Here is a 25,591-nt window from a genome sequence, read left to right as displayed (position 1 = left end):
AGGCGTCAGCGCACGACGTCGTAGCAGAGCTTCTGCACGCCGTTGGCGTACGACGCGCTCTCGACCAGCTCCAGCTTCTGGCGGTCCTTGTCGGTCTCGCTCCACATCCGCTTGCCGGCGCCGAGGACCCACGGGAAGACCAGCAGGTGGTAGCGGTCGAGCAGCCCGGCGTCGGCGAGGCCACGGGCCAGGCTCGCCGAGCCGTGGATCGAGATCGGGCCGCCGTCGGTCTCCTTGAGCGCGGCGACGTCGTCGAGGGAGCGCAGGATCGTGGTCTCGCCCCAGTCGGTGACGAGGTCCTCGTCCTCGAGCGTGGACGACACGACGTACTTCGGCATCGCGTTGTACCTCGGGAACTCCTCGGTCATCGACGGCCAGACCGGCGCGAACGCCTGGTAGCTGACCCGGCCGAGCAGCAGGGCGCCCGCCTCCTCCTGCTCGCGACCCTTGAGCTCGTAGACCTCCGGGAGGAAGTCCAGGCCCTGGAAGGTCCAGCCGCCGTTGCGGTAGCCGTTCTCGGGGCCGGGGGCCTGGACGACGCCGTCGACGGAGACGAAGGCGGTGTAGATCAGGGTGCGCATGGGTGACCTCCGGGGTCGGGACTGGGGCGCTGACATCCTCTCCACGAACGGGGGAGAACCGGTACGACAGGCCGGGCGGATCTTTTTTCCGGCGATTTCCGCGGCGTGGGGTCCCGTCGGCTTGTCCTCATGTCGGCTTGAGGTTCTACGGTCGCAACCATGAGCATGGAGTCGATCGCCTGGAGCCAGGTGTACCGGGGGATGCACGGGCCCGACGAGCAGCGGGAGTTCAGCACCGCGACCGCGAAGCGGATCCTGCGCTTCGCGCGTCCGCACCGACGCAAGCTGATCGGGTTCGTGGTGCTCAGCGTCGTCACGGCCGGGCTCGCGGTCGCGACGCCGGTGCTGGCCGGCGACGTCGTCAACGCGATCGTGGCGGGCGACAACCGCTCGGTCGTCGTACGGCTGGCGCTGGCGATCGCGGTGCTGGCCGTCCTGGACGCCGCGCTCGGGCTGGTGTCGCGCTGGCTCTCGTCGAGCATCGGCGAGGGCCTGATCCTCGACCTGCGCACCGCCGTGTTCGACCACGTGCAGCGGATGCCGGTCGCCTTCTTCAGCCGCACCCGGACGGGCGCGCTGGTCAGCCGGCTCAACAACGACGTGATCGGCGCGCAGCGCGCGTTCAGCCAGACCCTGTCCGGTGTCGTCGGCAACCTGGTGACGCTGGTGCTGACCCTGGTCGTGATGCTCGGCATCTCCTGGCAGGTCACCCTCCTCGCGCTGGTGCTGCTGCCCGTGTTCGTCGTGCCGGCCCGGCGGATGGGGCGCCGGCTGGCCGGCATCCAGCGCGAGGCTGCCGACCACAACGCCGCGATGGGCAACCAGATGACCGAGCGCTTCTCCGCTCCCGGAGCCACCCTGGTCAAGCTGTTCGGCCGGCCCGAGCAGGAGTCCGTCGAGTTCGCCGCGCGGGCGCGGCGGGTCGCCGAGATCGGGGTGCGCACGGCGATGGTGCAGACCACCTTCGTCACCGCGCTGACGCTGGTCTCCGCGCTCGCGGTCGCCGTCGTCTACGGCCTCGGCGGCGCCCTCGCCCTGCAGGGCACGCTCGACGCCGGTGACGTGGTCGCGCTGTCCCTGCTGCTCACGCGGCTGTACGCGCCCCTGACCGCCCTGGCCAGCGCCCGGGTCGAGGTGATGAGCGCACTGGTCAGCTTCGAGCGGGTCTTCGAGGTGCTCGACCTCGAGCCGCTGATCAAGGACCGCCCCGGTGCCGGCGAGGTGCCCGACGGCCCGGTCGCGGTCGAGCTCGACGACGTCCGGTTCGCCTACCCGTCGGCCGACAAGGTCTCGCTGGCCTCGCTCGAGGCGGTCGCCACGCTCGACACCCGTGGTGGCGAGGAGGTGCTGCACGGCATCTCCCTGCGCGCCGAGCCCGGCCAGGTCGTGGCGCTCGTCGGCTCCTCGGGCGCGGGCAAGTCGACCATCGCGCAGCTCGTGTCCCGGTTGTACGACGTCGACGGGGGCGCCGTACGCCTGGCGGGGGTCGACGTGCGGGACCTGACCGCCGCCTCCATCCGGGGCGCGGTCGGCATGGTCACCCAGGACGGGCACCTGTTCCACGACACCATCCGCGGCAACCTGCTGCTCGCCCGGCCGGAGGCCAGCGAGCAGGACCTGTGGGACGCGTTGTCCCGGGCCCGGCTGGCCGACCTGGTGCGCGGGCTGCCCGACGGTCTCGACACGGTGGTGGGGGAGCGCGGCTACCGGCTCTCGGGAGGGGAGCGGCAGCGGCTCACCATCGCCCGGCTGCTGCTCAAGCAGCCGCAGGTGGTCATCCTCGACGAGGCGACCGCGTCCCTCGACTCCACCTCGGAGGCCGCCGTGCAGGCGGCGCTGGGCGAGGCCCTCGCCGGGCGGACCGCCCTGGTGATCGCGCACCGGCTCTCGACGATCCGGGCCGCCGACCTGATCGCCGTCGTCGAGGACGGCCGGATCGTCGAGCGCGGCACGCACGCCGCGCTGCTGGCCGCCGGTGGCCGTTACGAGGAGCTCTACCGGACGCAGTTCGCCGAGGACGCGCCGGTGGCGGACCTGCGTGGAGATCTGCCCGCGGATCGTGTATCTTGACGTCAAGAGATATCGGGAGTCCGGTGTCCTGCAGGACTTAGGTCAGCCTCACTATCCGATCGGCCGCTCGCGGCGGCAGGATGCAACAGGAGACCTAGCGACAACGATGAAGTCGATGAGGACGGAGACGCGATGGCCAGCAAGAACAGCTTCGGCGCCAAGAGCACCCTGGACGTGGACGGCAAGTCCTACGAGATCTTCCGCCTCGACGCGGTCAAGGGGGAGGGCCTCGACGTCGAGAGCCTGCCCTTCTCGCTGAAGGTGCTGCTCGAGAACCTGCTCCGTACCGAGGACGGCGCGGACATCACGGCCGAGGACATCAAGGCCCTCGCCGGCTGGGACGAGACCGCCCAGCCCGACAAGGAGATCCAGTTCACGCCCGCCCGCGTGATCATGCAGGACTTCACCGGCGTCCCCTGCGTCGTCGACCTCGCCACCATGCGCGAGGCCATGGCCGACCTGGGCGGCGACGCCACCAAGATCAACCCGCTCGCGCCGGCCGAGATGGTCATCGACCACTCCGTCATGGCCGACGTCTTCGGCACGCCCGAGGCCTTCGCCCGCAACGTCGAGATCGAGTACGAGCGCAACCGCGAGCGCTACCAGTTCCTGCGCTGGGGCCAGGGCGCCTTCGACGACTTCAAGGTCGTCCCGCCGGGCACCGGCATCGTCCACCAGGTCAACATCGAGCACCTCGCCCGCACGGTCTTCACCCGCGAGGTCGACGGCGAGCTGCTGGCCTACCCCGACACCTGCGTCGGCACCGACTCCCACACCACCATGGTCAACGGCATCGGCGTCGTCGGCTGGGGCGTCGGCGGCATCGAGGCCGAGGCCGCCATGCTCGGCCAGCCGGTCTCCATGCTGATCCCGCGCGTGGTCGGCTTCAAGCTCTCCGGCGAGCTGCCCGAGGGCTCGACCGCCACCGACCTGGTCCTCACGATCACCGAGATGGTCCGCAAGCACGGCGTCGTCGGCAAGTTCGTCGAGTTCTACGGCCCCGGCGTCGCGGCGCTGCCGCTGGCCAACCGCGCCACCATCGGCAACATGTCGCCGGAGTTCGGCTCGACCATCGCGGTGTTCCCGATCGACGGCGAGACCACCAGCTACCTGCGCCTGACCGGTCGCTCCGAGGAGCAGATCGCGCTCGTCGAGAAGTACGCCAAGGAGCAGGGCCTCTGGCTCGACCCGGCCGCCGAGCCGCGCTACTCCGAGAAGCTCGAGCTCGACCTGGCGACCGTCGTACCGTCGATCGCCGGCCCGAAGCGCCCGCAGGACCGCGTGCTCGTCTCCGAGGCCAAGGAGTCCTTCCGCACCGCGCTGGTCGACTACGCCGGCGAGGTGCAGCACACGACGGGCTACGACGAGGCCGTCGAGGAGTCCTTCCCGGGCTCGGACGCCCCCTCGCACGACCCGGCGCAGTCCAACGGCGAGGACGCGCCCAACACGCACCTCTCCGCGGCGGCGACCGACGGCGGCCGCGCCTCCACGCCGGTCGAGGTGACCCTCGAGGACGGCACGACCTTCACGCTGGACCACGGTGCGGTCACGATCGCCTCGATCACCTCCTGCACCAACACGTCCAACCCGTCGGTCATGATCGGCGCCGCGCTGCTCGCCAAGAAGGCCGTCGAGAAGGGCCTGACCCGCAAGCCGTGGGTCAAGACCACCCTCGCGCCCGGCTCGCAGGTCGTCTCCGACTACTACGACAAGGCCGGCCTCACGCCGTACCTCGACAAGCTCGGCTTCAACCTGGTCGGCTACGGCTGCGTCACCTGCATCGGCAACTCGGGCCCGCTCATCCCCGAGGTCTCCGCCGCGGTCAACGAGAACGACCTCGCCGTCGTCTCGGTGCTCTCGGGCAACCGGAACTTCGAGGGCCGGATCAGCCCCGACATCAAGATGAACTACCTGGCCTCGCCGCCGCTGGTCGTCGCGTACGCGCTGGCCGGCTCGATGGACGTCGACCTGTTCAACGACGCGCTGGGCCAGGACGCCGACGGCAACGACGTCTTCCTCAAGGACATCTGGCCCTCGCCGGCCGAGGTCGAGGAGACCATCGCCGGTGCGATCAACTCGGACATGTTCGCCGAGTCGTACGCCGACGTCTTCAAGGGTGACGAGCGCTGGCGCTCGCTGCCCACTCCCGAGGGCAACACCTTCACCTGGGACGAGGCGTCGACCTACGTCCGCAAGGCGCCGTACTTCGACGGCATGCCCGACGAGCCGGCCCCGGTCACCGACATCTCCGGTGCCCGTGTGCTGCTCAAGCTCGGCGACTCGGTCACCACCGACCACATCTCGCCGGCCGGCTCGATCAAGGCCGACTCGCCCGCGGGCATCTACCTCACCGAGCACGGCGTCGCCCCGCGTGACTTCAACTCCTACGGCTCGCGCCGCGGCAACCACGAGGTCATGATCCGCGGCACGTTCGCCAACATCCGCCTGCGCAACCAGATCGCGCCCGGCACCGAGGGCGGCTTCACCCGCGACTTCACGGTCGAGGGCGGTCCGGTCAGCACGGTGTACGACGCCTCGGTGCACTACCAGGAGGCGGGCATCCCGCTGGTCGTCCTGGCCGGCAAGGAGTACGGCTCCGGATCCTCGCGCGACTGGGCGGCCAAGGGCACCTCGCTGCTCGGCGTCAAGGCGGTCATCGCCGAGAGCTACGAGCGCATCCACCGCTCCAACCTGATCGGCATGGGTGTCATCCCGCTGCAGTTCCCCGAGGGCCAGAATGCCGAGTCGCTCGGCCTGACCGGCGAGGAGACGTTCTCGATCGCCGGCATCACCGAGCTCAACGACGGCACCACGCCGTCGACGGTGAAGGTCACCACCGACACGGGTGTGGAGTTCGACGCGGTCGTCCGCATCGACACCCCCGGTGAGGCGAACTACTACCGCAACGGCGGCATCATGCAGTACGTCCTGCGCAACCTGCTCCGCGGCTGACGCAGCACGCTGGTCCAACCGGACGGCCCGCTCCCGCACGGGGGCGGGCCGTTCGGCTGTCCGGATGCTGGCTACGGTGGGCGCATGCTCGTCGCGTTCAGCATCAGCCCCTCCAGCTCCGACGACACCGGTGGCGTGTCCGAGGCCGTGGCCGCCGCGGTCCGGGTGGTCCGCGAGTCCGGGTTGCCCAACGAGACGACGTCGATGTTCACGACGATCGAAGGCGAGTGGGACGAGGTGATGGCCGTGGTGAAGCAGGCGGTCGACGTCGTCGCCGCGACCTCGCCGCGGGTCGGGCTCGTGCTCAAGGCCGACATCCGGCCGGGCTTCACCGGTGAGCTGAGCGCCAAGGTGGAGCGGGTCGAGCGGGCACTCGAGCAGTGAGCGAGCCGCTCTTCCCGCCGCCGCCCTACCCGCCGCCCTCCCCACCCTCCCCGCCCCCGGCGTTCCCTCCGCCCGGCTTCCCGCCTCCGCGGAAGCGCTCAGCGGTGCCGATCGTGCTCGCCGTGCTGGCCGCCGTCCTCGTGCTCGCGGTCGCGATCGTCGTCCCTGTCGTGCTCGCGACCGACGACGACGCCGAGGCCGACGACCAGGCCACCGCGGCGGAGCCCGACACCAGCAGCCTCGCCGCCGTCGAGGAGTACGACGGCCTGACCAACCAGCACGTCGCTCCGGGGGAGGAGCCGGACTACCCGCAGTCCCCGCCGGTGGGTGGCGACCACGCGCCGTCCTGGCTCGAGTGCGGGGCGTACGACGAGCCGGTCCCCGAGGCCAACGCCGTGCACGACCTCGAGCACGGCACCGTGTGGCTGACCTATCGCACCGACGACGTCGACGCCGCCGGCGTCCGACGACTCACCGAGGCACTGCCGGCCAATGGCATCCTGTCGCCGTACGACGACCAGGCGGCGCCCGTCGTGATCACCGTCTGGGGCCGCCAGCTGGAGCTCACCGGCCCGGACGACCCGCGGATCGCACTGTTCGTCGCGCAGTTCGGTGCCGGCGACACCGCGCCCGAGCCGTTCGCGTCGTGCAACGGGGGAGTCGACCCCGCCGACCTGCCGCCGGCCGGAGGCCCCGTCGTCTGACCCCCTGATAGGCCCCACCGATCAGCCATCCCGGAATCCGGGATGGCTGACCGCATTTCAGGCGATCTGGCATGGAGCACCCTCACCAATCCCCTAGTCTTTAAGTCGATCGAAATAGTCGACTAAAGAAGAAGAGGGACTCATGGGCGGGTACGCCGTCGCCGCACTGCTGGTGACGCTGGGACTGTTCGCCGGCATCCACGTGCTGGGCCGGATGCGGGTGAACTTCAGCGTGCTGACCATCGGCGCACTGGGGCTGGGAGTGGCGGTGGGCGTGGTCTTCGAGGGCCACCTCGACTACGTGGAGCCGGTCGGCAAGGTCTACCTGAACCTGCTGCTCGCGATCGTCGCGCCGCTGATCATCGTCTCGATCCTCTCGAGCATCACCTCGCTCGGCACCACCGCCCAGCTGCGCACCATCGGCGCCCGGTCGGTCGGCTGGCTGCTCGCCCTCAACGCGCTCGCCGTGCTGCTGACCCTGGGCCTCTCGCTCCAGCTGGGCATCGGCAAGGGCGCCGACCTGACGCTCGGCGAGACGAACACCTCGGCGCTGGAGAACATCAAGAAGCCGTTCACCGAGGTCTTCATCGACTTCTTCCCGACGAACATCGTCACCGACATCGCCGAGAACAACATCATCCCGATCATCCTGTTCAGCGTCCTGATCGCGGTGTCCTACTCGCTCGTCGCCGACCGCGCACCGGCCACCGTGGCGCCGTTCAAGGCGTTCATCGACGCGCTGCGCGAGATCATCTACCGCGCCGTCGGCTTCGTGATCGCGCTGACGCCGTACGCCGTGCTCTCGCTGACCGCCGTCGCCACCGCTCGTGCCGCGGGGCAGTGGTCGCAGATGGTCTCGCTGCTCGGGGTGCTCGGCCTGGCGTGGGCGGCCTGTTTCGTGCATGCGTTCCTCGTCAACGGCGTGCTGCTGCGCGTGTTCGCCGACGTCGACCCGGTGCGCTTCTTCCGCCGGATCGCCCCCGCCCAGCTGACCGCGTTCACCACGCAGAGCAGCGCCGGCACCCTGCCGGTGACCACGCGGCTGCTGCGCGAGCGGATCGGCGTCCCGTCCGACATCGCCGGCTTCACCGCGCCTCTCGGCACCACCATCGGCATGCCCGGCTGTGCGGGCGTGTGGCCGGTCCTGCTGGCCGTCTTCGGCGTCAACGCCCTCGGCATCTCGTGGGGCGTGCAGGACTACCTCGTCCTGGTGCTGCTCGGCGTGATCGTCTCGGTCGGCACGGCGGGCGTGCCCGGCACCGCCACGATCACCGCCACCACCGTGCTCACCGCGGCCGGTCTCCCGCTCGAGCTCGTCGCGATCACGCTGCCGGTCAGCATGGTCGCCGACATGGCGCGCACGCTCGACAACGTCACGTCCGCCGCCGTCGCCGCCACCATCGTGGCCCGCCAGGAGGGACGCCTCGACGACGCGGTCTTCGACGGGCTCGTCGTCCCCGACGACCTGGCCGGGGAGGTCACCGAGGACCCGGGCGGGGCGCTCTTCGACCCCGGCGTCCCCGTCGGCGCCTGCGCGCTGCCGGCCCCCGTCTCCGCCCCCGTCTCCACCCCCATCCCCCAAGGAGTGAACGCATGACCGTCCGGCGATCCCACCGGATCCTCGCCCTGCTGCCCGTCGCCGCGATCGCGGCCACCCTGGCCGTCTCGATCGGACCGGCCCCGGCCGCCCACGCCGACGGCTGGGTCGACGGGGGCGACGAGTTCCCCTGCCTCGACGACGTGACCTGCCTGTGGATCCAGGACTGCGAGCTCGACGAGAACCAGCACCCGATCTACCCCAACCGCAACGGCAAGACGTCGTACCCGGCCGGCAGCTACAGCTACAAGGGCGACAAGCCGACCACGACGCCCACGCCGACGCCCACTCCGACGGCGACCCCGACGCCCAACACGCCCAGCACCGGCGGCGGTACGACGGGATCGGGCGGCAAGGCGAGCGGCGGCAAGAGCCCGGGCAAGGGCACGGGCAGCACCGGGACCAGCGGCTCCACCGGTACGACGGGCGCCGTGGTCGACCCGACCGACACCGCCTCCGAGCAGGTCGCGCCCGGCGCGCCGAGCGCGCTCGCCGCGCCGACCCTGACGGTCGACGGCGACACCGTGACCGTCTCGTGGGCGGCCTCGCCGAACGCGGAGATCGAGCAGGTGACCGGCTACCTGGTCCGCTTCACCGGACAGGCCGCCGTCGAGACCGACGCCTCGACCCTGGAGTACGTCTTCGAGGACGTGCCCCCCGGCAGCTACCGTGCCGCGGTCTGGGCCAGCAACGCCGCCGGCGAGTCGGCGGGCTCGCCGCCGTCGGAGCCGGTCGTCGTCGGCGTCGACCCGACCACGGTCGCCGGCACCGTGACCGTGACGGGCGACCTCACGCCCGGCGCCACCGTGACCGTCACCGGCACCGGCTTCGCGCCGCGGATCGAGGGCTATGCCCTCGAGCTGCACTCCGATCCCGTCCCGCTCGGCACCGTGAAGACCGACGACAACGGCGGGTTCACCGCGGACGTCGTCGTCCCCGCGGGCGTCGCCGCGGGCGAGCACGAGCTCGTCGTCCTCTTCGGCGGCACCCAGGTCGCCACCACGCCGGTCACCGTCGCCGCCGCCGGCGGTGCGCCCGCGAAGGCCGAGAGCGAGGCCGCAGCGGACGAGGAGCCGGCGCCGATCCCGGACAACGCCGGCCTCGCGATCCTCGGCGGGCTCGCCGGTGCCGGCGCGCTCGCGCTGGCCTGGCACGTCCTGCGCGGGCGTCGCCGCCGTCCGCGTCGCGTCCTCGTCCCCGCCTGACCTCCCGACAGCCCGCATCACCCATCCCGAGAACAAGAGAGCGATCCCCCTGATGAAGCACCGCACCCACCTGAGGCGCACCGCCGCGGCCGCCACGGTCGCCGCGCTCGCGGCGTCGCCCCTCCTGGGCATCGACGCACCCGCGCGCGCCGCCGACCCCGACCCGGCTCCGGCCACCTACCCCGCGGCCACGCACGGCGCGACCGTCGACTGGTTCGACGACGAGTTCCCGGCGCTCGACAAGGGCAGCGTCTTCGAGACGGTCACCTTCGAGCGCTTCGAGTACCTGCTGAAGAAGAACACCGGCAAGTGGGCCTTCGTGATCGGCGGCCCGGAGGACGACTACCTCCAGGACACCATCGGTGCCATCCAGGACGTCGCGAAGGCCGAGGGCATCGAGAGGATCTACAACTTCGACCCCAACCTCGACGGCGAGGCGCTCAGCGTCTTCGACCTCACCGGGTTCGACCTCGCCACCGCCGACAACGCCGGCAAGGACCAGTTCCTCGACCTCGGTGAGCGGCTCGTGACCAGCTACCTCGGCAAGGACGCCGAGACGCCTTTCACCCTCGCCACCGACCCGGCGAAGCCGGACCAGCGGGTCTCCGCGCAGCACCCCTACCTCTTCGTGTACGACGCCGCCGGCGGCGACACGAACCGCATCGTCGACGCGCTCGTCACGCCGCCGGCCGACCTCTCCTCGCCGGCCGCGCTGGCGTCGTACAAGACGGACGTGAAGCGGGTGCTGACCTCCGCCGACCTCGACGTCGACACCCAGTGGGACTTCCTCAGCACCGAGCACAACCGCCGCCACTACGAGCGCTACGTCAAGAACGCCGACCCGGCGACCGAGGCGCTCAACCTCAAGCGGTTCGGCGGAGACATCTTCGACGCCGCCGAGGACCTCACCAACGGCGACGAGGACGACTTCCGGATCCAGGCCATCACCTACCCGGAGCTGATCGACATCCTCGACAGCGAGGGCGACTTCCTCATCCTCTTCGGGGGCACCTGGTGCCACAACACCGCGGCGATCATCAAGCAGACCGCCGAGTACGCGCGCCGCTACGGGATCAAGAAGGTCTACAACTTCGACTTCTCGCTCGACTCGACCGGCAACTCCGGCTCGCTCGACAAGCACATCCGTGACAACGCGTTCCGCACCGTCAACGGATCCTCGCTGCAGACCCGCCCGTCGTACCTCTACGGCCGGATCCTCGAGAAGCTCTCCAACGCGAAGACCCAGTACAAGGTGCTCGCCGAGGAGCCCGGCACCCAGAGCACCAGCCCGGTGAAGTACGTCGTCAACGGCCAGGAGAAGCTCGCCCGCAAGATCCAGGTCGGCCACCTGCTGTCCTACGACAAGGACGCCACCGCCGGCGGCCAGCCCGCGCCGGTCCTCGACCAGGCGATCCGCGACGACTGGACCAACCCGGCCGTCGGCGACCCGGCGGCACCGCAGTTCGCCGGCAACGTCGAGTACATGACCGAGGTCTGGTTCACCAAGGGCAAGGACGCGTCGTACGACGCCGGCGACCCCGACAAGCTGCGCGGCAACGTCAACGTCAGTGCCGAAGCCGGGCAGAACTCGCTGCAGAACCAGCGCAACTTCGCCCGTGAGGCGATCGACGAGGTGCGCGACGTGATCGCCGGTGTCGCCGGTGGCTACGACAGCCAGGTCACCGTCACCGGTGCCCCGGCGACGGTCTCCGCGACGCAGCCCGGCAACCTCACCGCCCAGGTCAGCGTCGGCACCAGGTTCAGCGGCTTCTTCTCCGACCGGACCGCCGGCGCCACCCTCGCGCCGCTCACCGGGCTGCGCCCGCTGGGCGGCTCGGTGCAGGTCTTCGTCGACGACGCCAAGCTCGGCGAGGTCGACGTGGACGCCGACCGCGTGGTCGACGTGAGCCTCCCGCTGCCGGCCCTGACCGTCGGGCAGCACACCGTCCGCTACGTGTACGGCGGCGGCGCGGCCGGTCTCGTCGGCGGCGCCGAGCGGACCCAGCCGCTGACGGTCCAGGCCTCGACGGCCACGCCCGCCGGACCCGTGGCGGCCTCGGGCGCGACGCTGTCGGTGACGAAGAAGCCGACCTCGAAGAAGGCCGGTGCGGCGAAGGTGGCCGTCTCCGTCCCGACCGGCAAGGCCGCGGCCACCGGCACCGTGAAGGTGGTGCTCACCAAGGGCAGCACCAAGCGCACGGCGAAGAACGCCGTCGTCGTCAACGGCGTCGCGACGGTGAAGCTGCCCAAGCTCGCCAAGGGCAAGTGGAAGGTCACCATCGCCTACTCCGGTGACGCGACCTGGTTGCCGCTGACCGCCTCCGCGAAGGCGATCAAGGTGACGAAGTAGCACGAGGATCCCTCCCTCGACCGGGTCCGGCAGCACCGCTGCCGGACCCGGTCCGTTCCCGTCCCAACCCCTGATCGGAGACCCCCGTGACCACCTCCCTGCTCCCCGTCGTCGGCGGCGACCTCCGGGTCCCGCTCGTCACCGGCGGCACCGTCCCCTACGCCAACCTCGACATCGCCGCCAGCGCCCCGGCCCTCGGCAGCGTCGCCGAGCGGGTGACCCAGTTCCTGCCGTACTACTCCAGCGTCCACCGCGGCGCCGGGCACGCGTCGGCGGTCAGCACGACCGCCCACGAGACCGCCCGACGCAGCGTCGGGGACTTCGTCGGCGCCCGCCCCGACGACGTCGTCCAGCTCGTCCGGCACACCACCGATGCCTTCAACCTGCTCGCCACGGCGGTTCCCGGCGAGGTCGTCACGCTCGACGTCGAGCACCACGCCAACCTCCTGCCGTGGGCCGGCCCGGGGCGCCGCACCGTCACCGCCCGGCCCACGCTGGCCGCCACGCTGGCCGCGCTCGACGCCGAGCTGGCGCGCCGCCCGGCGGCCCTGCTGGCCGTCACCGGCGCCTCCAACGTCACCGGCGAGGTGCTGCCGCTGGCCGCGCTGGTCGAGATCGCCCACCGCAACGGGGCCCGGATCGCGGTCGACGGCGCCCAGCTGGTCCCGCACCGCCGGGTCGACCTGACCGCCCTCGACGTCGACTACCTGGCCTTCTCCGGGCACAAGCTCTACGCGCCGTACGGCGCCGGAGCGCTCGTCGGACGCCCGGACTGGCTGGCCGCGGCGCCGCCGTACCTCGCGGGCGGGGGAGCGGTTCGCTCGGTCACCCTCGACGACGTGGCCTGGGCCGACACCCCCGCCCGGCACGAGGCCGGCACCCCGAACGTCGTCGGCGCCGTCGCGCTCGCCGCGGCCTGCGAGGCGCTCGCCTCCCTCTCCGAGACCACCCAGGTCCGGCACGAGGCAGACCTGCGCGACCGGCTGCGCGACGGTCTGGCCGCGCTGCCCGGCGTCCGGCTGCTGCGCCTGTGGGACGACGAGACCGACGTCCTCGGCCTGGCCACGTTCGTCGTGGACGGACACCCGGCCGACCTGGTCGCGCAGTTCCTCTCCGCCGAGCACGGTGTCGGCGTACGGCACGGCAGGTTCTGTGCTCACCCGCTGCTCGCCCGCCTCACCGGCGGGGCGCCGGCCGTGCGGGCGAGCGTGGGACTCGGGACGAGCAGTGCCGACGTCGACCGGCTGCTCGACGGGCTCCGGCAGCTGCTGACGACCGGGCCCCGGTGGACGTACGACGCCGACCACCTCCCCGTCCCGGACCCGCGGCCGCTGCCCGCCTGGGCGCTGCCGCAGCAGGCGCTGCGCGAGTAGCCTGAACCGCATGGCGACCGCGGGGGAGCCCCTGCTCCTGGGCCGCGACGCCGTGCGAGCACGCCTCTCGGAGAGGCTCGCCAGGGCTGCTCGGGGCCAGGGCGGACTGGTGTGGGTCAGCGGCGAAGCGGGGATCGGCAAGACCCGGATCCTCGGTGAGGCGCGCCGACTCGCCGAGGACCTCGGGTTCCGGGTGCTGCTCGGAAGCGGCTGGGAGGACACCGGCACCCCACCGTTCTGGTTGTGGGCGCAGGTGCTGCGCGACGCCGCGACGGAGTACGACGACCTCGGGCCGCGCGCCGCACCGGCCCTCGCCCTGCTCCCGGGCGCCCGTCCCGGCCCGGAACCCGCGGACCCGGCGGGCGGCGACCGGTTCACGCTCTTCGACTCGGTCTGCTCCGTGCTCGAGCGGCTCGCCGGCGAGGGCCCGGTCCTCGTCGTGCTGGACGACGTGCACTGGACCGACGCCGGGTCGCTGCGGCTGCTCGGCTTCGTCGAGCGCGTGCTCGCCCACCGGCCGCTGCTCGTGCTGGCGGCGTGGCGTGACCACGAGCCGGGCGACCCCGGCCTCGCCGAGCTCGCCGACGGCCTCGCCGCCCGGGCCGAGCGGATCGCGCTCGTGGGGCTCGACCCGGAGGCGGTCGGCCTGCTGGTGCGGGCCGAGTCGGGCGTCGAGCTCGCCGCGGAGCAGGCCCGGCAGGTGTGCGAGCGCTCCGGCGGCAACCCGCTGTTCGTCGCCGAGCTGGCCCGGCTGGCCGCCGACCGGGGCAGTGGCGCGGTGCTGGCGGAGGTGCCGGGCTCGGCCACCGCCGTGATCCGCCGCCGGCTCGGCCGGGTGTCGCAGGACTGCCACGAGCTGCTCGTGGCCGCGGCCGTCGCCGGCACCGCCAGCACCGTCGACGTCGTCCAGCGGCTGACCGGACGCTCACCCGAGGAGGTGGTCGCGCTGGTCGACGAGGCGGTCGCGGCCGGCCTCGCCCGCGACGTACCGGGCCGTGTGGAGCTGCCCCACGCCCTGGTCCGCGCCGCCGTCGCCGGCTCCGCACCCGCCGGCCGGGTCCGTGAGCTGCACCGCGCCGTGGCCGACCTGCTCTGCGGACGGCTGGACGACGACCCGACCGCGGCCGCGGAGGTGGCCGAGCACCTGCACCGCGCGCTGCCCCTCGCCGACCCGGCCGAGGCCGTCGCCATGAGCCGGCGGGCCGCGGCCGCCGCCATGGCCCGGCACGCCTGGGAGGACGCGGCCGAGCACCTCACGACGGCGCTTGCGGTGGCGCCGACCTCGGGCGACGTGCGGCGCCAGGTGCTCCTCGAGCGTGGCGCGGCCGTGCTCGCCCACGAGGACCTCGACGCCGCCCGGGCCGACTTCGTGGAGGCAGCGCGACTTGCCCGCGTCGCCGGCGACGCGGACGGCATGGCCGATGCGGCCCTCGGCTTCGCCGCGGGGATCTCGGGCTTCGAGGTCCGGCTGTGGGACCGCGCCCAGCTCGACCTCCTCGAGGAGGCGCTGCTGATGCTCGGCGAGCGCGAGAGCGTCGCCCGTGCCGACGTGATGGCACGGCTGTCGGTGGCCCTGTCCTTCGCCGGATCCTCCGAACGGCGGAGCGAGCTGGCCGAGGGCGCGGTCGCGCTGGCCCGGCGGCTGGGCGACCCGCGCGCAGTCGCGCACGCCCTGGCCGCGCGCTGCGACACGATGGCCGGTCCCGCCTGGTCCGAGCGCCGGGAGGCCGACGCCGCCGAGGTGATCGCCTGTGCCCGCGAGGTCGGCGACCGCGGCCTGGAGCTGCTGGGGCTGCGGCTGCGGATCGTGGCCCGGGCCGAGCAGGGCGACCTCCTGGCCGCCCGTTCGGACATGGCCGCGTTCGAGGCGGCCGCCAGCACCGTCGGCCAGCCCCTCTACAGCTGGTACGTGCCGCTGTTCCGCGGCTTCATCGCCCACCTGGAGGGCGACATCGCGCAGGTGCGACGTTGTGCCGACGAGGCCGAGCAGGTCGGCCGACGCGCCGGCAGCCACAACGCCGTGATCCTGGCCGCCGTGCAGCGCAGCTGGATCGCGATCGAGGAGGGCCACGAGGAGGACGTGCTGCGCGAGCTCGCGGGCCTGATCGACCTCTTCGCCGAGACCGCGCCTGCCGGCCAGGGCTTCGTCGGCCTGTTCCCGGGACAGCCCCGGGCCGTCCGAGAGGCCGCCCTGCCGGGGATCGAGGCGGCGGTCGCCTCCCTCCCGGACGATGCCGAGCTCATCTCCAACCTGTGCCTGATGGCGGTGGCCGCGGTCATGAACGACGACCCGCCCTGGGCGGCGGCCGTCGTACGCCGCGCGCTGGAGCCCTGGGCCGACCGGTTCGCGGTCGACGGGATCGTCGCCGGTGCGATCGGTCCGGTCACGCGCTACCTCGGCGAGCTGGCCCTGCTCGAGGGCGACCTCGACGGGGCGGAGTCCTACCTGGCCAGGGCGGCCGGCGCGGCCGCCGCCGCTGGTGCCTCCCGCTCCGGGCACCACGTCCGCGCCGCGCAGGCGCGGCTCGCCCGGCTCCGGGGCGAGCAGGCCGCCTCCGCGCCGTCGGCGTCGGTGGCCCGTTTCAGCCGCGACGGACAGTTCTGGCAGGTCGCGTTCGGCGGCGCCTCAGGCGTCGTCCGGCACGTCAAGGGCATGACCGACCTGAGCGTGCTGCTCGCCCGTCCCGGTGCCGAGGTGCACGCGCTGGACCTGGCCGGCGCGCCGGCCGCACCACGCGAGGCCGACACCGGGCCGGTCCTCGACGACCGCGCGCGGGCGGCGTACAAGGTCCGGCTCGAGGAGCTCGACGAGGAGATCGACGGCGCTGCGCTCGACGACGACCGCGAACGTCAGGTCCGCGCCGAGGAGGAGCGCTCGTTCCTGCTCGCCGAGCTCGGCGCGGCCTACGGGCTGGGGGGCCGGGCCCGTCGTACCGGCGCCGCGGCCGAGCGCGCCCGCAGCGCCGTCACCTGGCGGATCCGCGACGCCATCCGCCGGATCGAGGAGGTCCACCCCGACCTCGGCGAGCACCTGCGCCGCTCGGTGCGCACCGGCACGTTCTGCCGCTACGACCCCGAGCGCCCGGTGACCTGGGAGACCTGACCTCCCACCGTGAGGCGTTTCCTCACGCCTCCTGGTCGTCAGCTCCACCCATCCCGAGGACCCAGGAGGCCCGCCATGTCGTTCATCCAGATCCAGGACCTGCACACCGACCGCTTCGCCGAGATCGACGAGCTCGCCGCGCAGTGGAGGGCCGACACCGTCGGTCGGCGCACGTTGCGCAGCGAGCAGGTCTACGTCGACCGCACCGACCCCACGCACTACGTCGTGGTCGCGGCCTTCGACTCCTACGAGTCGGCCATGGTCAACTCGGCCCTGCCCGAGACCGACGCCTTCGCCGCCAAGCTCGGCCCGCTCGTGACCGGGGAGGTCGCCTTCCTCGACCTCGACCAGGTCCCCGCCGCCGACGAGCGCACCGAGCTCGCCGCCACCTTCCGTGCCGACGTCGAGCGGTCCGCCACCACGGCGTCCGCCTACACCGACGACGTCGTCTTCACCGGCATGTTCCCCAACGCCCTGGTGCACGCGACGGGCGCCGGGGAGCTGGGCGGACTGCTCGCGCAGGACGGCCCGGGGCACACCTTCGACACCTGGGACGTGCAGCCGACGCCCACCGGCTTCGTCGCCGAGTACGCCTGGCGCACGACCGGGTCGCCGTCGTACCTGTCCGTGGGGACGGTCCTCGCCACGGTCACCGGCGGCCGGATCAGCCGGGTGCTGTGCACGTGCGCGGGCTCGTGGGACGCGGCCGCCGAGGCAGCCATCACGGGGGCGTCGTCGTGAGCGCCGAGGCCCTCGTCGAGCGCCTGTTCGGGCAGGCGCTCGGCTCGCTGGAGATGGCGACGGTCTGGCTCGGCCACCGACTGGGGCTGTACGACGCGCTCGGCGAGCCCGGCACCCCGGCGGAGATCGCCGCACGGACCGGTGTCATCGAGCGGTACGTGCGGGAGTGGCTCGAGCAGCAGGCCATCGCGGGCTTCGTGTCCGTCGCGGACCCGTCCGCCGCGCCCGAGCTGCGCCGCTACCACCTGGCCGAGGACCAGCGGGCGGTGCTGGCCGACCCGGACAGCCCGTTCTACGGCGGCGCCCTGGCGCTGCTCGCCGGCGGCTGCGGCGCGGTCCTGCCGCAGGTCCTCGAGGCCTGGCGCTCGGGCACCGGGCTGTCGTTCGGCGCCTACGGCGACGACGTGCGCGACGGGCAGGGCCTGTTCAACAAGGCCGACTTCACCCAGCGCCTGGTCGCCGACTGGCTGCCGTCCCTGCCCGACGTCGACGCCCTGCTGCGACGCGACGGCGCCCGGGCGCTCGACCTCGGCTGCGGGGTCGGCTGGTCGACCATCTCCCTCGTGCAGGGGTATCCCGGTCTCGCCGCGGACGGCGTCGACCTGGACGAGGCCTCGGTGATGGACGCCCGCGCCCACGCGGTCGAGAGCGGGGTCGCGGACCACGCCCGGTTCGAGGTCGTCGCCTCCGACGCCGACCACGGCACCGGTCGCTACGACGTCGCGTTCTTCTTCGAGAGCCTGCACGACATGGCGCACCCGGTCGCGGCCCTCCGGGCCGTACGCCGGGCGCTGCGTCCCGACGGGCTGGTCGTGGTCATGGACGAGGCCGCCGAGGAGGAGTTCGCCCCCGACGGCTCACCCGTCGAGCGGCTCCTCGGCGCCGCGAGCGTGCTGCACTGCCTGCCGGTCGGACTGGCCGAGCCGGACTCGGCCGGCACGGGTGCCCTGTTCCGGCCCTCGGTGCTGAGGAAGTACGCCGCCGAGGCCGGCTTCTCCGACGTACGGATCGCGCCGATCGAGCACGACGTCATGAGGTTCTACGTGCTCACGCCGTGAGGCCGGCGACTAGGGTCGGTACGTGACCTCCCTCACCGTGATCCCTGTTCCCGGCCACGGCGCGGAGGACGTCGTCGTGGCGACGTCCGGCCCCGACCAGGGCTGCGTCTTCACCGGCACCGAGGACGGCGCCGTCTTCCGGGTCAGCCCCGACGGCGCGAAGGTCGACCGCGTCGCGCACACGGGTGGGCGCCCGCTCGGCATCGAGTTCGCGCCGGACGGGCGGCTGCTCGTGTGCGACGCGCAGCGGGGCCTGCTCTGGGTCGACCCGGCCAGCGGGGCCGTCGAGCTGATCACGGCCGAGGTCGGGGGCCGGGCCATGGTGTTCTGCAACAACGCCGCGATCGCGGCCGACGGCACCATCTGGTGGTCCGACTCCTCGACGGAGTTCGGGATCGCGCGCTGGAAGGACGACTTCGTCCGCAACACCCGCACCGGCCGGCTGGTGCGGCGCGACCCCGACGGCACGATCACGGTCGTCCTCGACGGCCTCGCGTTCGCCAACGGTGTCGCCCTCTCGGGTGCCGGCGACTTCGTCTGCGTCGCCGAGACCGGCGCCCGCACGGTCGTCCGCCACTGGATCAGCGGCGACAAGCAGGGCACCCGCGACTTCCTCGCCACCGACCTGCCGGGCTATCCCGACAACATCGCCCGCGGCTCCGACGGCCTGATCTGGATCACCATCGCCAGCCCGACCGACCCGCTCGTCGAGCGGCTGCAGCGCGGCCCGATGGTGCTGCGCAAGCTGGCCACCAAGCTGCCCGAGGAGTTCCAGCCCAAGCCGAAGCAGACCGTCCGCGTCGTCGCGTACGACGAGCAGGGCACCCTCGTGCACGACCTCGACCTGCCGCCGGGGGAGCAGGGCGCGGCGTACCACATGGTGACCGGCGTGCGGGAGCACGACGGCCGGGTCTGGCTGGGCAGCCTGCACGAACCCGCGATCGCGTTCACCGACCTGTGACCGCCTAGACTGGCCGCCATGTCTGTCCTCGAGCGCATCAGCACCCCGCGCGACCTGCGGGCCCTGTCCGAGGACGAGCTGACCCAGCTGGCGGCCGAGATCCGCGACCTGCTGATCCGCACCGTCGCGACCAACACCGGCCACCTCGGGCCCAACCTCGGCGTCGTCGAGCTGACCCTCGCCATCCACCGGGTCTTCGACTCGCCGCGCGACAAGATCGTCTTCGACACCGGCCACCAGTCCTACGTCCACAAGCTCGTCACGGGCCGCGCCGGCGAGTTCGGCACGCTGCGTCGCGAGGGCGGGCTGAGCGGCTACCCGAGCCGGGCCGAGTCCGAGCACGACCTGGTCGAGAACTCCCACGCCTCCACGGCGCTGAGCTACGCCGACGGCATCGCCAAGGCGTTCCGGATCCGCGGCGAGGACCGGCACACCGTCGCGGTGATCGGCGACGGCGCGCTCACCGGCGGCATGGCCTGGGAGGCGCTCAACAACATCGCGATCCAGCACGACTCGAAGCTCGTGATCGTGGTCAACGACAACGGCCGCTCCTACACGCCGACCATCGGCGGCCTCGCGACGGCGCTGACCAGCCTGCGCACCAACCCGCGCTACGAGCACGTCCTCGACATCGTGAAGCGTCGCCTCAACGCGGTGCCCGGCGTCGGTGCGGCGGCCTACGACGCCCTGCACGCCATGAAGAAGGGCATCAAGGACGCGCTCGCCCCCCAGGGCCTCTTCGAGGACCTCGGGCTCAAGTACGTCGGCCCGGTCGACGGCCACGACCGCCCGGCGATGGAGCAGGCGCTCGCCCAGGCCAAGCGCTTCGGCGGACCGGTCATCGTGCACGCGATCACCCGCAAGGGCTTCGGCTACGACCCCGCCGAGCGGCACGAGGCCGACCAGTTCCACGCACCCGGCCCGTTCGACGTGCAGACCGGCGCCGAGAAGCCCAAGGGGCCGATCTGGACCGACCACTTCGCCGACCACGTCGTCGCGATCGGTGAGCGCCGGCCCGACGTCGTCGCGATCACCGCGGCGATGATGCACCCGGTCGGGCTCGACAAGTTCCAGGCCCGGTTCCCCGAGCGCACCTTCGACGTCGGCATCGCCGAGCAGCACGCCGCGACCTCCGCCGCGGGCCTGGCGATGGGCGGCCTGCACCCGGTCTTCGCGGTCTACGCCACCTTCCTCAACCGGGCCTTCGACCAGGTGCTGATGGACGTCGCGCTGCACAGGTGCGGGGTCACCTTCGTGCTCGACCGCTCCGGCGTGACCGGCGACGACGGTGCCAGCCACAACGGCATGTGGGACATGTCCATCCTCCAGGTCGTGCCGGGCCTGCGCCTCGCGGCGCCCCGCGACGTGACCCGGATGCGCGAGCTGCTCGACGAGGCGGTCGAGGTCGCCGACGCGCCCACGGTCGTCCGCTTCCCGAAGGGCCCGCCGCCCGAGGACGTCCCGGCGATCGGCACCGAGGGCGGCTGTGACGTGCTGGTCCGCAACGGCGCCCGCGACGTGCTCATCGTCTCGGTCGGCTCGATGGCTCCGATCGCCGTCGACGTCGCCCAGCGCCTGGTCGACCAGGGCATCGGCGTCACGGTCGTCGACCCGCGCTGGGTCAAGCCGGTCGACCCCGCCCTGGTCGAGCTCGCCCGCACCCACACCCGCGTCGTCACCCTCGAGGACAACGGCGTCGTGGGCGGCGTCGGCGCGGTGCTGCTGCAGACCCTCGCGGCCGCCGACGTCCGCACCCCGGTGCGCATCCACGGCATCCCGCAGGAGTTCCTCGACCACGCCAAGCGGGCCGCGATCCTCGAGCGGATCGGCCTGACCCCCTCGGCGATCGCGCTGGAGGTGCTCCACGACATCGCTCGGGACAGCGCGGAGCCCGCCCCGGAAGGACGGGCGCTCCTCGATGTCGACGGCTCGCGCTAGTGGTGACCGCTAGGGCCCTCATCCCGGCCCTGGCCCTGGTCCTGCTGCCGCTCACCGCCTGCTCCGACGACCCGCCCCCGCCGACGTACTCCGGCACCGGGTACGACGACGTCGCGACCCTGATGCAGAAGACGCTCAACAGGCGGGCGCGCGGGCTGCGCACCCACGACGTCGCGCGGTTCCGCAAGGCGCTGGACCGCGGGGATGCCGGGCTCGTCGAGGAGCAGCAGGCCTACTTCGACAACCTCGCCCAGCTGCCCGTCGGTGAGCTGCACTACGAGGTCGCCGCCGACACGATCACGCCCGTCGAGGGCAGCGAGGACTACTGGGTCGAGGTGGTGCTGAGCCTCGGCCTCGACGGGTACGACGCCACGCCCACCCGCACCCGCGACCGGTTCCTCTTCACGCCCTCGCCCGACGGCCGCCGACTCCTGATCACCTCGACCACCGACTACTCGTGGGAGACCGGGCACCCGGGCAACGTCCAGCCCTGGGACGTCGGCCCGATCCGGGTCGAGCGCGCCGTCGGCGTCCTCGGCATCTTCGACGACACCACCGTGCGCAACGCCGGCAAGGTCCTCGACGCCGCGAGCAGCGGCCGCTCCGAGGTGCGCAGCGTGATCGGCTCCACCGGCACGAGCGCGCCGACGGGCGTGGTCGTCTACTCGCTGCGCGACCCGGCGTTCCTGCGCGGCCTCGCCGACCAGACGGTGGGCGACCCCGACCGCGCCGACGGGCTCACGATCGCGGTGCCGGTCGACGGCACGGACGCGAGCCAGGGCGTCGCGTCGTACCGGATCCTCCTCAACCCGCGGGTCCTCGACCAGCCGCTCGGCGTTCTCGGTCGGCTGGTCCGCCACGAGCTCACCCACGCCACCCTCGGCTCCCGCGGCCGCGGCGCGCCGCTGTGGCTGAGCGAGGGCGTCGCCGAGTACGTCTCGGTCCAGCCGATGGCGCCGAGCCGCCGCCGGCTCCCGGCCCGCGCGCTCGACCTCGCCGCGACCGTGACCGACCTCCCGGGCGCGGCCCAGTTCGGCGGCCCCGACGCCGAGGCGTGGTACGCCGTGTCCTGGTGGGTCTGCGAGTACGTCGCCAGCGTCTACGGCCGCCCCGTGCTCCTCCTGCTGCTCGACCGGCTCGCCGACGGCGCGGACCAGGCCCAGGTCCTGCCCGAGGTCCTCGGTGTCACTCCCGCACAGCTGGCCCAGCGGGGTGTAGGACTGATGCAACGCACCTACTCGGGACAGGAGGGCTGATGAGCCTCTTCCGCACCAAGTCCGTCGAGCAGTCGATCGCCGACACCGACGAGCCGGACCACCGGCTGCGCAAGGACCTCTCGGCGCTGGACCTCACCGTCTTCGGCGTCGGCGTCATCATCGGCGCCGGCATCTTCGTGCTCACCGGCACCGTGGCCGCCAGCAACGCCGGCCCGGCCCTCGCGCTGAGCTTCGTGATCGCGGCCGTGGCCTGCGGTCTCGCCGCGCTCTGCTACGCCGAGCTGGCCTCGACGGTGCCGGTCGCCGGCAGCGCCTACACGTTCAGCTACGCCACGCTCGGCGAGCTCGTCGCGTGGATCATCGGATGGGACCTGGTGCTGGAGTTCACCGTCGGTGCCGCGGCGCTGTCGACCGGCTTCTCGGCGTACCTCCAGGAGGTGCTGAGCATCGTCGACGTCACGCTGCCCTCGCAGATCAGCTCCGCCGCCACCGGCGTGATCGACCTGCCGGCCGTGGTGATCGCACTGCTCGTCACGTTCCTGCTGATCCGCGGCACGAAGTTCTCCAGCCGCTTCAACCAGGTCGTCGTCGCGCTCAAGCTGGTCGTGGTCGCCGCGGTGATCGTGGTCGGCATCGCCCACATCGACGTGGGCAACTGGACCCCGTTCATCCCCGACGCCCAGCCCGCGCCCGCGTCGAGCGGCGGCTTCGCCGACGTCCCGCTGATCACCAGCCTGCTCGGCCTCGAGCCCGCGGTCTTCGGGCTCGCCGGCGTCATCTCCGGCGCGGCGATCGTGTTCTTCGCCTTCATCGGCTTCGACATCGTCGCCACCACCGCGGAGGAGACGAAGAACCCGCAGCGTGACGTCCCCATCGGGATCCTCGGCTCGCTGGCGATCGTCACGGTCCTGTACGCCGCCGTCAGCCTCGTGGTCACCGGACTGCGCAGCTACAAGGACATCGACCCCGACAGCGCGGCGCCCCTCGCCGACGCGTTCCAGGCCTCCGGCGTCGACTGGATGCCGAACCTGATCTCGATCGGCGCCTGCATCGGCCTGGTCGTCGTGGCCATGATCCTGATGCTCGGACAGTCCCGCGTCGGCTTCGCGATGGCGCGCGACGGACTGCTCCCGCGCAGCCTCGCCAAGGTGCACCCGACCTGGGGGACGCCGTACCGGATCACGATCCTGACCGGCATCGCCGTCGCCGCCATGGCCGGCCTCGTCGACCTCAGCACCCTGGCCCACCTGGTCAACATCGGCACCCTGTTCGCGTTCATGCTGGTCAGCATCGGCGTCGTGGTGCTGCGCCGCAGCCGCCCCGACCTGCCCCGCGGCTTCCGCACGCCGGCCGCGCCGGTCGTGGCCGCGGTGTCGACGCTGATGTGCTTCTACCTGATGCTCAACCTGACCGGCGACACCTGGATCCGGTTCGGGGTGTGGATGGTGATCGGGTTCGTCGTGTACTTCGCCTACGGCCGCAGCCACAGCCGCCTGCAGCAGCAACGGGCGACCGAATAGGCTCTCCGTGTGACCTCATCGCCCCGTCTCGTCCACATCGTCGACGAGGTGCCCGAGCTGGAGGGCGTCGAGAACCTCGCGCTCGTGGTCGCGCTCGAGGGTTTCCTCGACGCCGGCAACGCCGGTGCGCTCGCCGCGCGCCACCTGGTCCGGTCCGGCGCGTTCTCGAGCGACGGCGGAGGAGTCGTCGTCGCGACCTTCGACGTCGACCAGCTCCACGACTACCGCGCCCGCCGCCCCCCGATGACCTTCGCGCGCGACCACTACGAGGGCTACGAGGCGCCGCGGCTGGTGGTGCGGATGCTGCGCGACGCCGGCGGTACGCCGTACCTCCTGCTGCACGGGCCGGAGCCCGACATCCGCTGGGAGGCGTTCTGCCGCGGCGTGCGTGAGGTCGTCGAGCGCTTCGACGTCACGCTGGTCGTCTCGATGGGCTCGGTGCCGATGGCGGTGCCGCACACCCGGCCGATCGCGATCACCCACCACGCCAACAACCCCGACCTGCTCACCGGCACCAGCCCGTGGCGGGGCGAGCTGCGGGTGCCGAGCAGCGCACAGGCGCTGCTGGAGGTCCGGCTCGGCGAGTGGGACCACGACGCGCAGGGCTTCGTCGCCCACGTGCCCCACTACCTGGCCCAGCTCGACTACCCGCGCGCCTCGGTCTCGCTGCTGGAGCAGGTCGAGCTGGCCGCGCGGATCACCGTCGACCTCTCCGAGCTGCGCGAGTCCGCCGACGAGCGCGAGGAGGAGATCGGTCGCTACCTGTCGGCCAACGACGAGGTGCAGGACGTCGTGACCGCGCTGGAGCAGCAGTACGACACCTTCGCGCGCGCCGAGGAGGAGGGCAGCAGCCTCCTTGCCGAGGACGAGCCGCTGCCGACCGGTGAGGAGATCGGCCGGCAGTTCGAGCAGTTCCTGGCCGGCCTCGAGGGGCCCGAGGACAACGGAGGCGGGTCATGACCGACCAGACGAGCGAGCGGGTGATGGGGGAGGCCACCCAGCGGCTGGTCGCCCTGCTCGACCTCGAGCGGCTCGACACCGACCTGTTCCGTGGCCAGCAGCCGGAGACCATCCGCCAGCGGGTCTACGGCGGCCAGGTGGCCGCGCAGGCCCTGATCGCCGCGTCCCGGACGGTCGACGAGGGCATGCACGTGCACTCGCTGCACTCGTACTTCCTGCTGCCCGGCGACTACAACGTCCCGATCATCTACGACGTCGAGCGGATCCGCGACGGCAAGTCCTTCGCCACCCGGCGGGTGCTCGCGCGCCAGCACGGCCGGCCGATCTACTACCAGTCGCTCAACTTCCAGCGTGCCGAGGAGGGTCTCGAGCACCAGGACGTGATGCCCGAGGTCCGGCCGCCTGAGGACGGGCTGGACCTGATGGCGCTGATGGCCGAGCGCGGGACCGACGACGGGCTGAGCAAGGAGTGGGCCGCGCTCGACGTGCGCTGGCTCGGCAGCTCGGCGCACGGCATGGAGCCGGACCCGATGCACCCCTCGAAGACCCAGGTCTGGATCCGGGTCGACGGCCGGCTCAGCGACGACCCGATGGAGCACCTCGCGACGTTCACCTACGCCAGCGACGTCTCCCTGCTCGGCGCGACCCTCGCCGCGCACCCGGAGCACGGGCCGCACAAGGTGCAGATGGCGTCCCTCGACCACACGATCTGGTTCCACCGCCCGTTCCGCGCCGACGAGTGGTGGCTCTACGACCAGTGGTCCCCGTCGGCCAGCGGCGGTCGTGGCCTCGCCCTGGGCCGGATCTTCACCCAGGACGGCACCCTCGTCGCCACGGTCGCCCAGGAAGGCCTGATCCGCCCGTCGCGCTGACCTCC

General features: G+C 72.5%; 18 protein-coding genes. 17 read left to right on the top strand and 1 reads right to left on the bottom strand.

Annotation, left to right across the window (positions count from 1 at the left end; genetic code table 11):
* Positions 1-5: 5 nt before the first annotated feature.
* Entirely contained in the window at positions 6-581 is a 576-nt protein-coding gene (locus BJ958_RS08335) for a dihydrofolate reductase family protein (RefSeq protein WP_179726406.1), read from the bottom strand.
* 159 nt (positions 582-740) lie between these two features.
* Between BJ958_RS08335 and BJ958_RS08330 the strand changes: the two genes are divergently transcribed.
* The 17 genes from BJ958_RS08330 to BJ958_RS08250 all read left to right on the top strand — a co-directional run bounded on the left by BJ958_RS08330 (position 741) and on the right by BJ958_RS08250 (position 25,586).
* Entirely contained in the window at positions 741-2,651 is a 1,911-nt protein-coding gene (locus BJ958_RS08330) for an ABC transporter ATP-binding protein (RefSeq protein WP_179726405.1), read from the top strand.
* Positions 2,652-2,783: 132 nt separating this feature from the next.
* Positions 2,784-5,603 carry an aconitate hydratase AcnA gene (acnA, locus tag BJ958_RS08325; RefSeq protein ID WP_179726404.1) on the top strand — a complete coding sequence of 940 codons (2,820 nt, stop codon included), beginning with the start codon at positions 2,784-2,786 and terminating at the stop codon, positions 5,601-5,603.
* A gap of 84 nt (positions 5,604-5,687) precedes the next feature.
* Positions 5,688-5,987 carry a thiamine-binding protein gene (locus BJ958_RS08320; RefSeq protein WP_179726403.1) on the top strand — a complete coding sequence of 100 codons (300 nt, stop codon included), beginning with the start codon at positions 5,688-5,690 and terminating at the stop codon, positions 5,985-5,987.
* A 104-nt stretch (positions 5,988-6,091) separates the two neighbouring features.
* A complete protein-coding gene (locus tag BJ958_RS08315; protein ID WP_179726402.1) occupies positions 6,092-6,691 on the top strand; it encodes a DUF3105 domain-containing protein in 600 nt (199 codons plus the stop codon).
* Between the two features lie 142 nt (positions 6,692-6,833).
* Positions 6,834-8,288, top strand: coding sequence for a dicarboxylate/amino acid:cation symporter (locus BJ958_RS08310; RefSeq protein ID WP_179726401.1), 1,455 nt, complete (start codon positions 6,834-6,836; stop codon positions 8,286-8,288).
* Complete coding sequence (locus BJ958_RS08305; RefSeq protein WP_179726400.1) at positions 8,285-9,493, top strand: fibronectin type III domain-containing protein; 1,209 nt, start codon at positions 8,285-8,287, stop codon at positions 9,491-9,493. Before BJ958_RS08310 ends, BJ958_RS08305 begins: the two co-directional genes overlap by 4 nt.
* 52 nt (positions 9,494-9,545) lie before the next feature.
* On the top strand, positions 9,546-11,843 hold the full coding sequence (locus tag BJ958_RS08300; RefSeq protein WP_179726399.1) for an Ig-like domain-containing protein: 2,298 nt from the start codon (positions 9,546-9,548) through the stop codon (positions 11,841-11,843).
* Between the two features lie 86 nt (positions 11,844-11,929).
* Entirely contained in the window at positions 11,930-13,216 is a 1,287-nt protein-coding gene (locus BJ958_RS08295) for an aminotransferase class V-fold PLP-dependent enzyme (protein ID WP_179726398.1), read from the top strand.
* Between the two features lie 10 nt (positions 13,217-13,226).
* Complete coding sequence (locus BJ958_RS28445; RefSeq protein WP_179726397.1) at positions 13,227-16,319, top strand: ATP-binding protein; 3,093 nt, start codon at positions 13,227-13,229, stop codon at positions 16,317-16,319.
* Between the two features lie 75 nt (positions 16,320-16,394).
* Positions 16,395-17,060 (top strand): hypothetical protein, encoded by a 666-nt coding sequence (locus BJ958_RS08285; RefSeq protein ID WP_179726396.1) that lies wholly within the window; start codon positions 16,395-16,397, stop codon positions 17,058-17,060.
* Complete coding sequence (locus BJ958_RS08280) at positions 17,057-18,118, top strand: methyltransferase (RefSeq protein ID WP_273516285.1); 1,062 nt, start codon at positions 17,057-17,059, stop codon at positions 18,116-18,118. Before BJ958_RS08285 ends, BJ958_RS08280 begins: the two co-directional genes overlap by 4 nt.
* Positions 18,119-18,140: 22 nt before the next feature.
* Complete coding sequence (locus BJ958_RS08275; RefSeq protein ID WP_179726395.1) at positions 18,141-19,079, top strand: SMP-30/gluconolactonase/LRE family protein; 939 nt, start codon at positions 18,141-18,143, stop codon at positions 19,077-19,079.
* Between the two features lie 18 nt (positions 19,080-19,097).
* Positions 19,098-21,017 (top strand): 1-deoxy-D-xylulose-5-phosphate synthase, encoded by a 1,920-nt coding sequence (dxs, locus tag BJ958_RS08270; protein ID WP_179726394.1) that lies wholly within the window; start codon positions 19,098-19,100, stop codon positions 21,015-21,017.
* 2 nt (positions 21,018-21,019) lie between these two features.
* Positions 21,020-22,273 carry a hypothetical protein gene (locus tag BJ958_RS08265; RefSeq protein ID WP_179726393.1) on the top strand — a complete coding sequence of 418 codons (1,254 nt, stop codon included), beginning with the start codon at positions 21,020-21,022 and terminating at the stop codon, positions 22,271-22,273.
* Positions 22,273-23,754, top strand: coding sequence for an amino acid permease (locus tag BJ958_RS08260; protein ID WP_179726392.1), 1,482 nt, complete (start codon positions 22,273-22,275; stop codon positions 23,752-23,754). Before BJ958_RS08265 ends, BJ958_RS08260 begins: the two co-directional genes overlap by 1 nt.
* A 9-nt stretch (positions 23,755-23,763) precedes the next feature.
* The gene (locus BJ958_RS08255) at positions 23,764-24,714 is read left to right on the top strand and encodes a PAC2 family protein (RefSeq protein WP_179726391.1); all 951 of its coding nucleotides are present in this window, start codon (positions 23,764-23,766) and stop codon (positions 24,712-24,714) included.
* Positions 24,711-25,586: an acyl-CoA thioesterase gene (locus tag BJ958_RS08250; protein WP_246319022.1), complete on the top strand. Its 876-nt coding sequence runs from the start codon at positions 24,711-24,713 to the stop codon at positions 25,584-25,586. The genes BJ958_RS08255 and BJ958_RS08250 overlap by 4 nt, the downstream gene beginning before the upstream one ends.
* Positions 25,587-25,591 lie beyond the last annotated feature (5 nt).

Source organism: Nocardioides kongjuensis, assembly GCF_013409625.1.
Classification (GTDB): domain Bacteria; phylum Actinomycetota; class Actinomycetes; order Propionibacteriales; family Nocardioidaceae; genus Nocardioides; species Nocardioides kongjuensis.
The sequence above is the reverse complement of the archived record's forward strand: the minus strand, read 5'-3'. Positions and strand labels throughout refer to the sequence as shown.

Excerpts from the sequence above, each read along its gene's own strand:
- BJ958_RS08335 (WP_179726406.1), bottom strand. The coding sequence starts at position 581 with ATGCGCACCCTGATCTACACCGCCTTCGTCTCCGTCGACGGCGTCGTC.
- BJ958_RS08330 (WP_179726405.1), top strand. The coding sequence starts at position 741 with ATGAGCATGGAGTCGATCGCCTGGAGCCAGGTGTACCGGGGGATGCAC.
- acnA (WP_179726404.1), top strand. The coding sequence starts at position 2,784 with ATGGCCAGCAAGAACAGCTTCGGCGCCAAGAGCACCCTGGACGTGGAC.
- BJ958_RS08320 (WP_179726403.1), top strand. The coding sequence starts at position 5,688 with ATGCTCGTCGCGTTCAGCATCAGCCCCTCCAGCTCCGACGACACCGGT.
- BJ958_RS08310 (WP_179726401.1), top strand. The coding sequence starts at position 6,834 with ATGGGCGGGTACGCCGTCGCCGCACTGCTGGTGACGCTGGGACTGTTC.
- BJ958_RS08305 (WP_179726400.1), top strand. The coding sequence starts at position 8,285 with ATGACCGTCCGGCGATCCCACCGGATCCTCGCCCTGCTGCCCGTCGCC.
- BJ958_RS08300 (WP_179726399.1), top strand. The coding sequence starts at position 9,546 with ATGAAGCACCGCACCCACCTGAGGCGCACCGCCGCGGCCGCCACGGTC.
- BJ958_RS28445 (WP_179726397.1), top strand. The coding sequence starts at position 13,227 with ATGGCGACCGCGGGGGAGCCCCTGCTCCTGGGCCGCGACGCCGTGCGA.
- BJ958_RS08285 (WP_179726396.1), top strand. The coding sequence starts at position 16,395 with ATGTCGTTCATCCAGATCCAGGACCTGCACACCGACCGCTTCGCCGAG.
- dxs (WP_179726394.1), top strand. The coding sequence starts at position 19,098 with ATGTCTGTCCTCGAGCGCATCAGCACCCCGCGCGACCTGCGGGCCCTG.
- BJ958_RS08260 (WP_179726392.1), top strand. The coding sequence starts at position 22,273 with ATGAGCCTCTTCCGCACCAAGTCCGTCGAGCAGTCGATCGCCGACACC.
- BJ958_RS08250 (WP_246319022.1), top strand. The coding sequence starts at position 24,711 with ATGACCGACCAGACGAGCGAGCGGGTGATGGGGGAGGCCACCCAGCGG.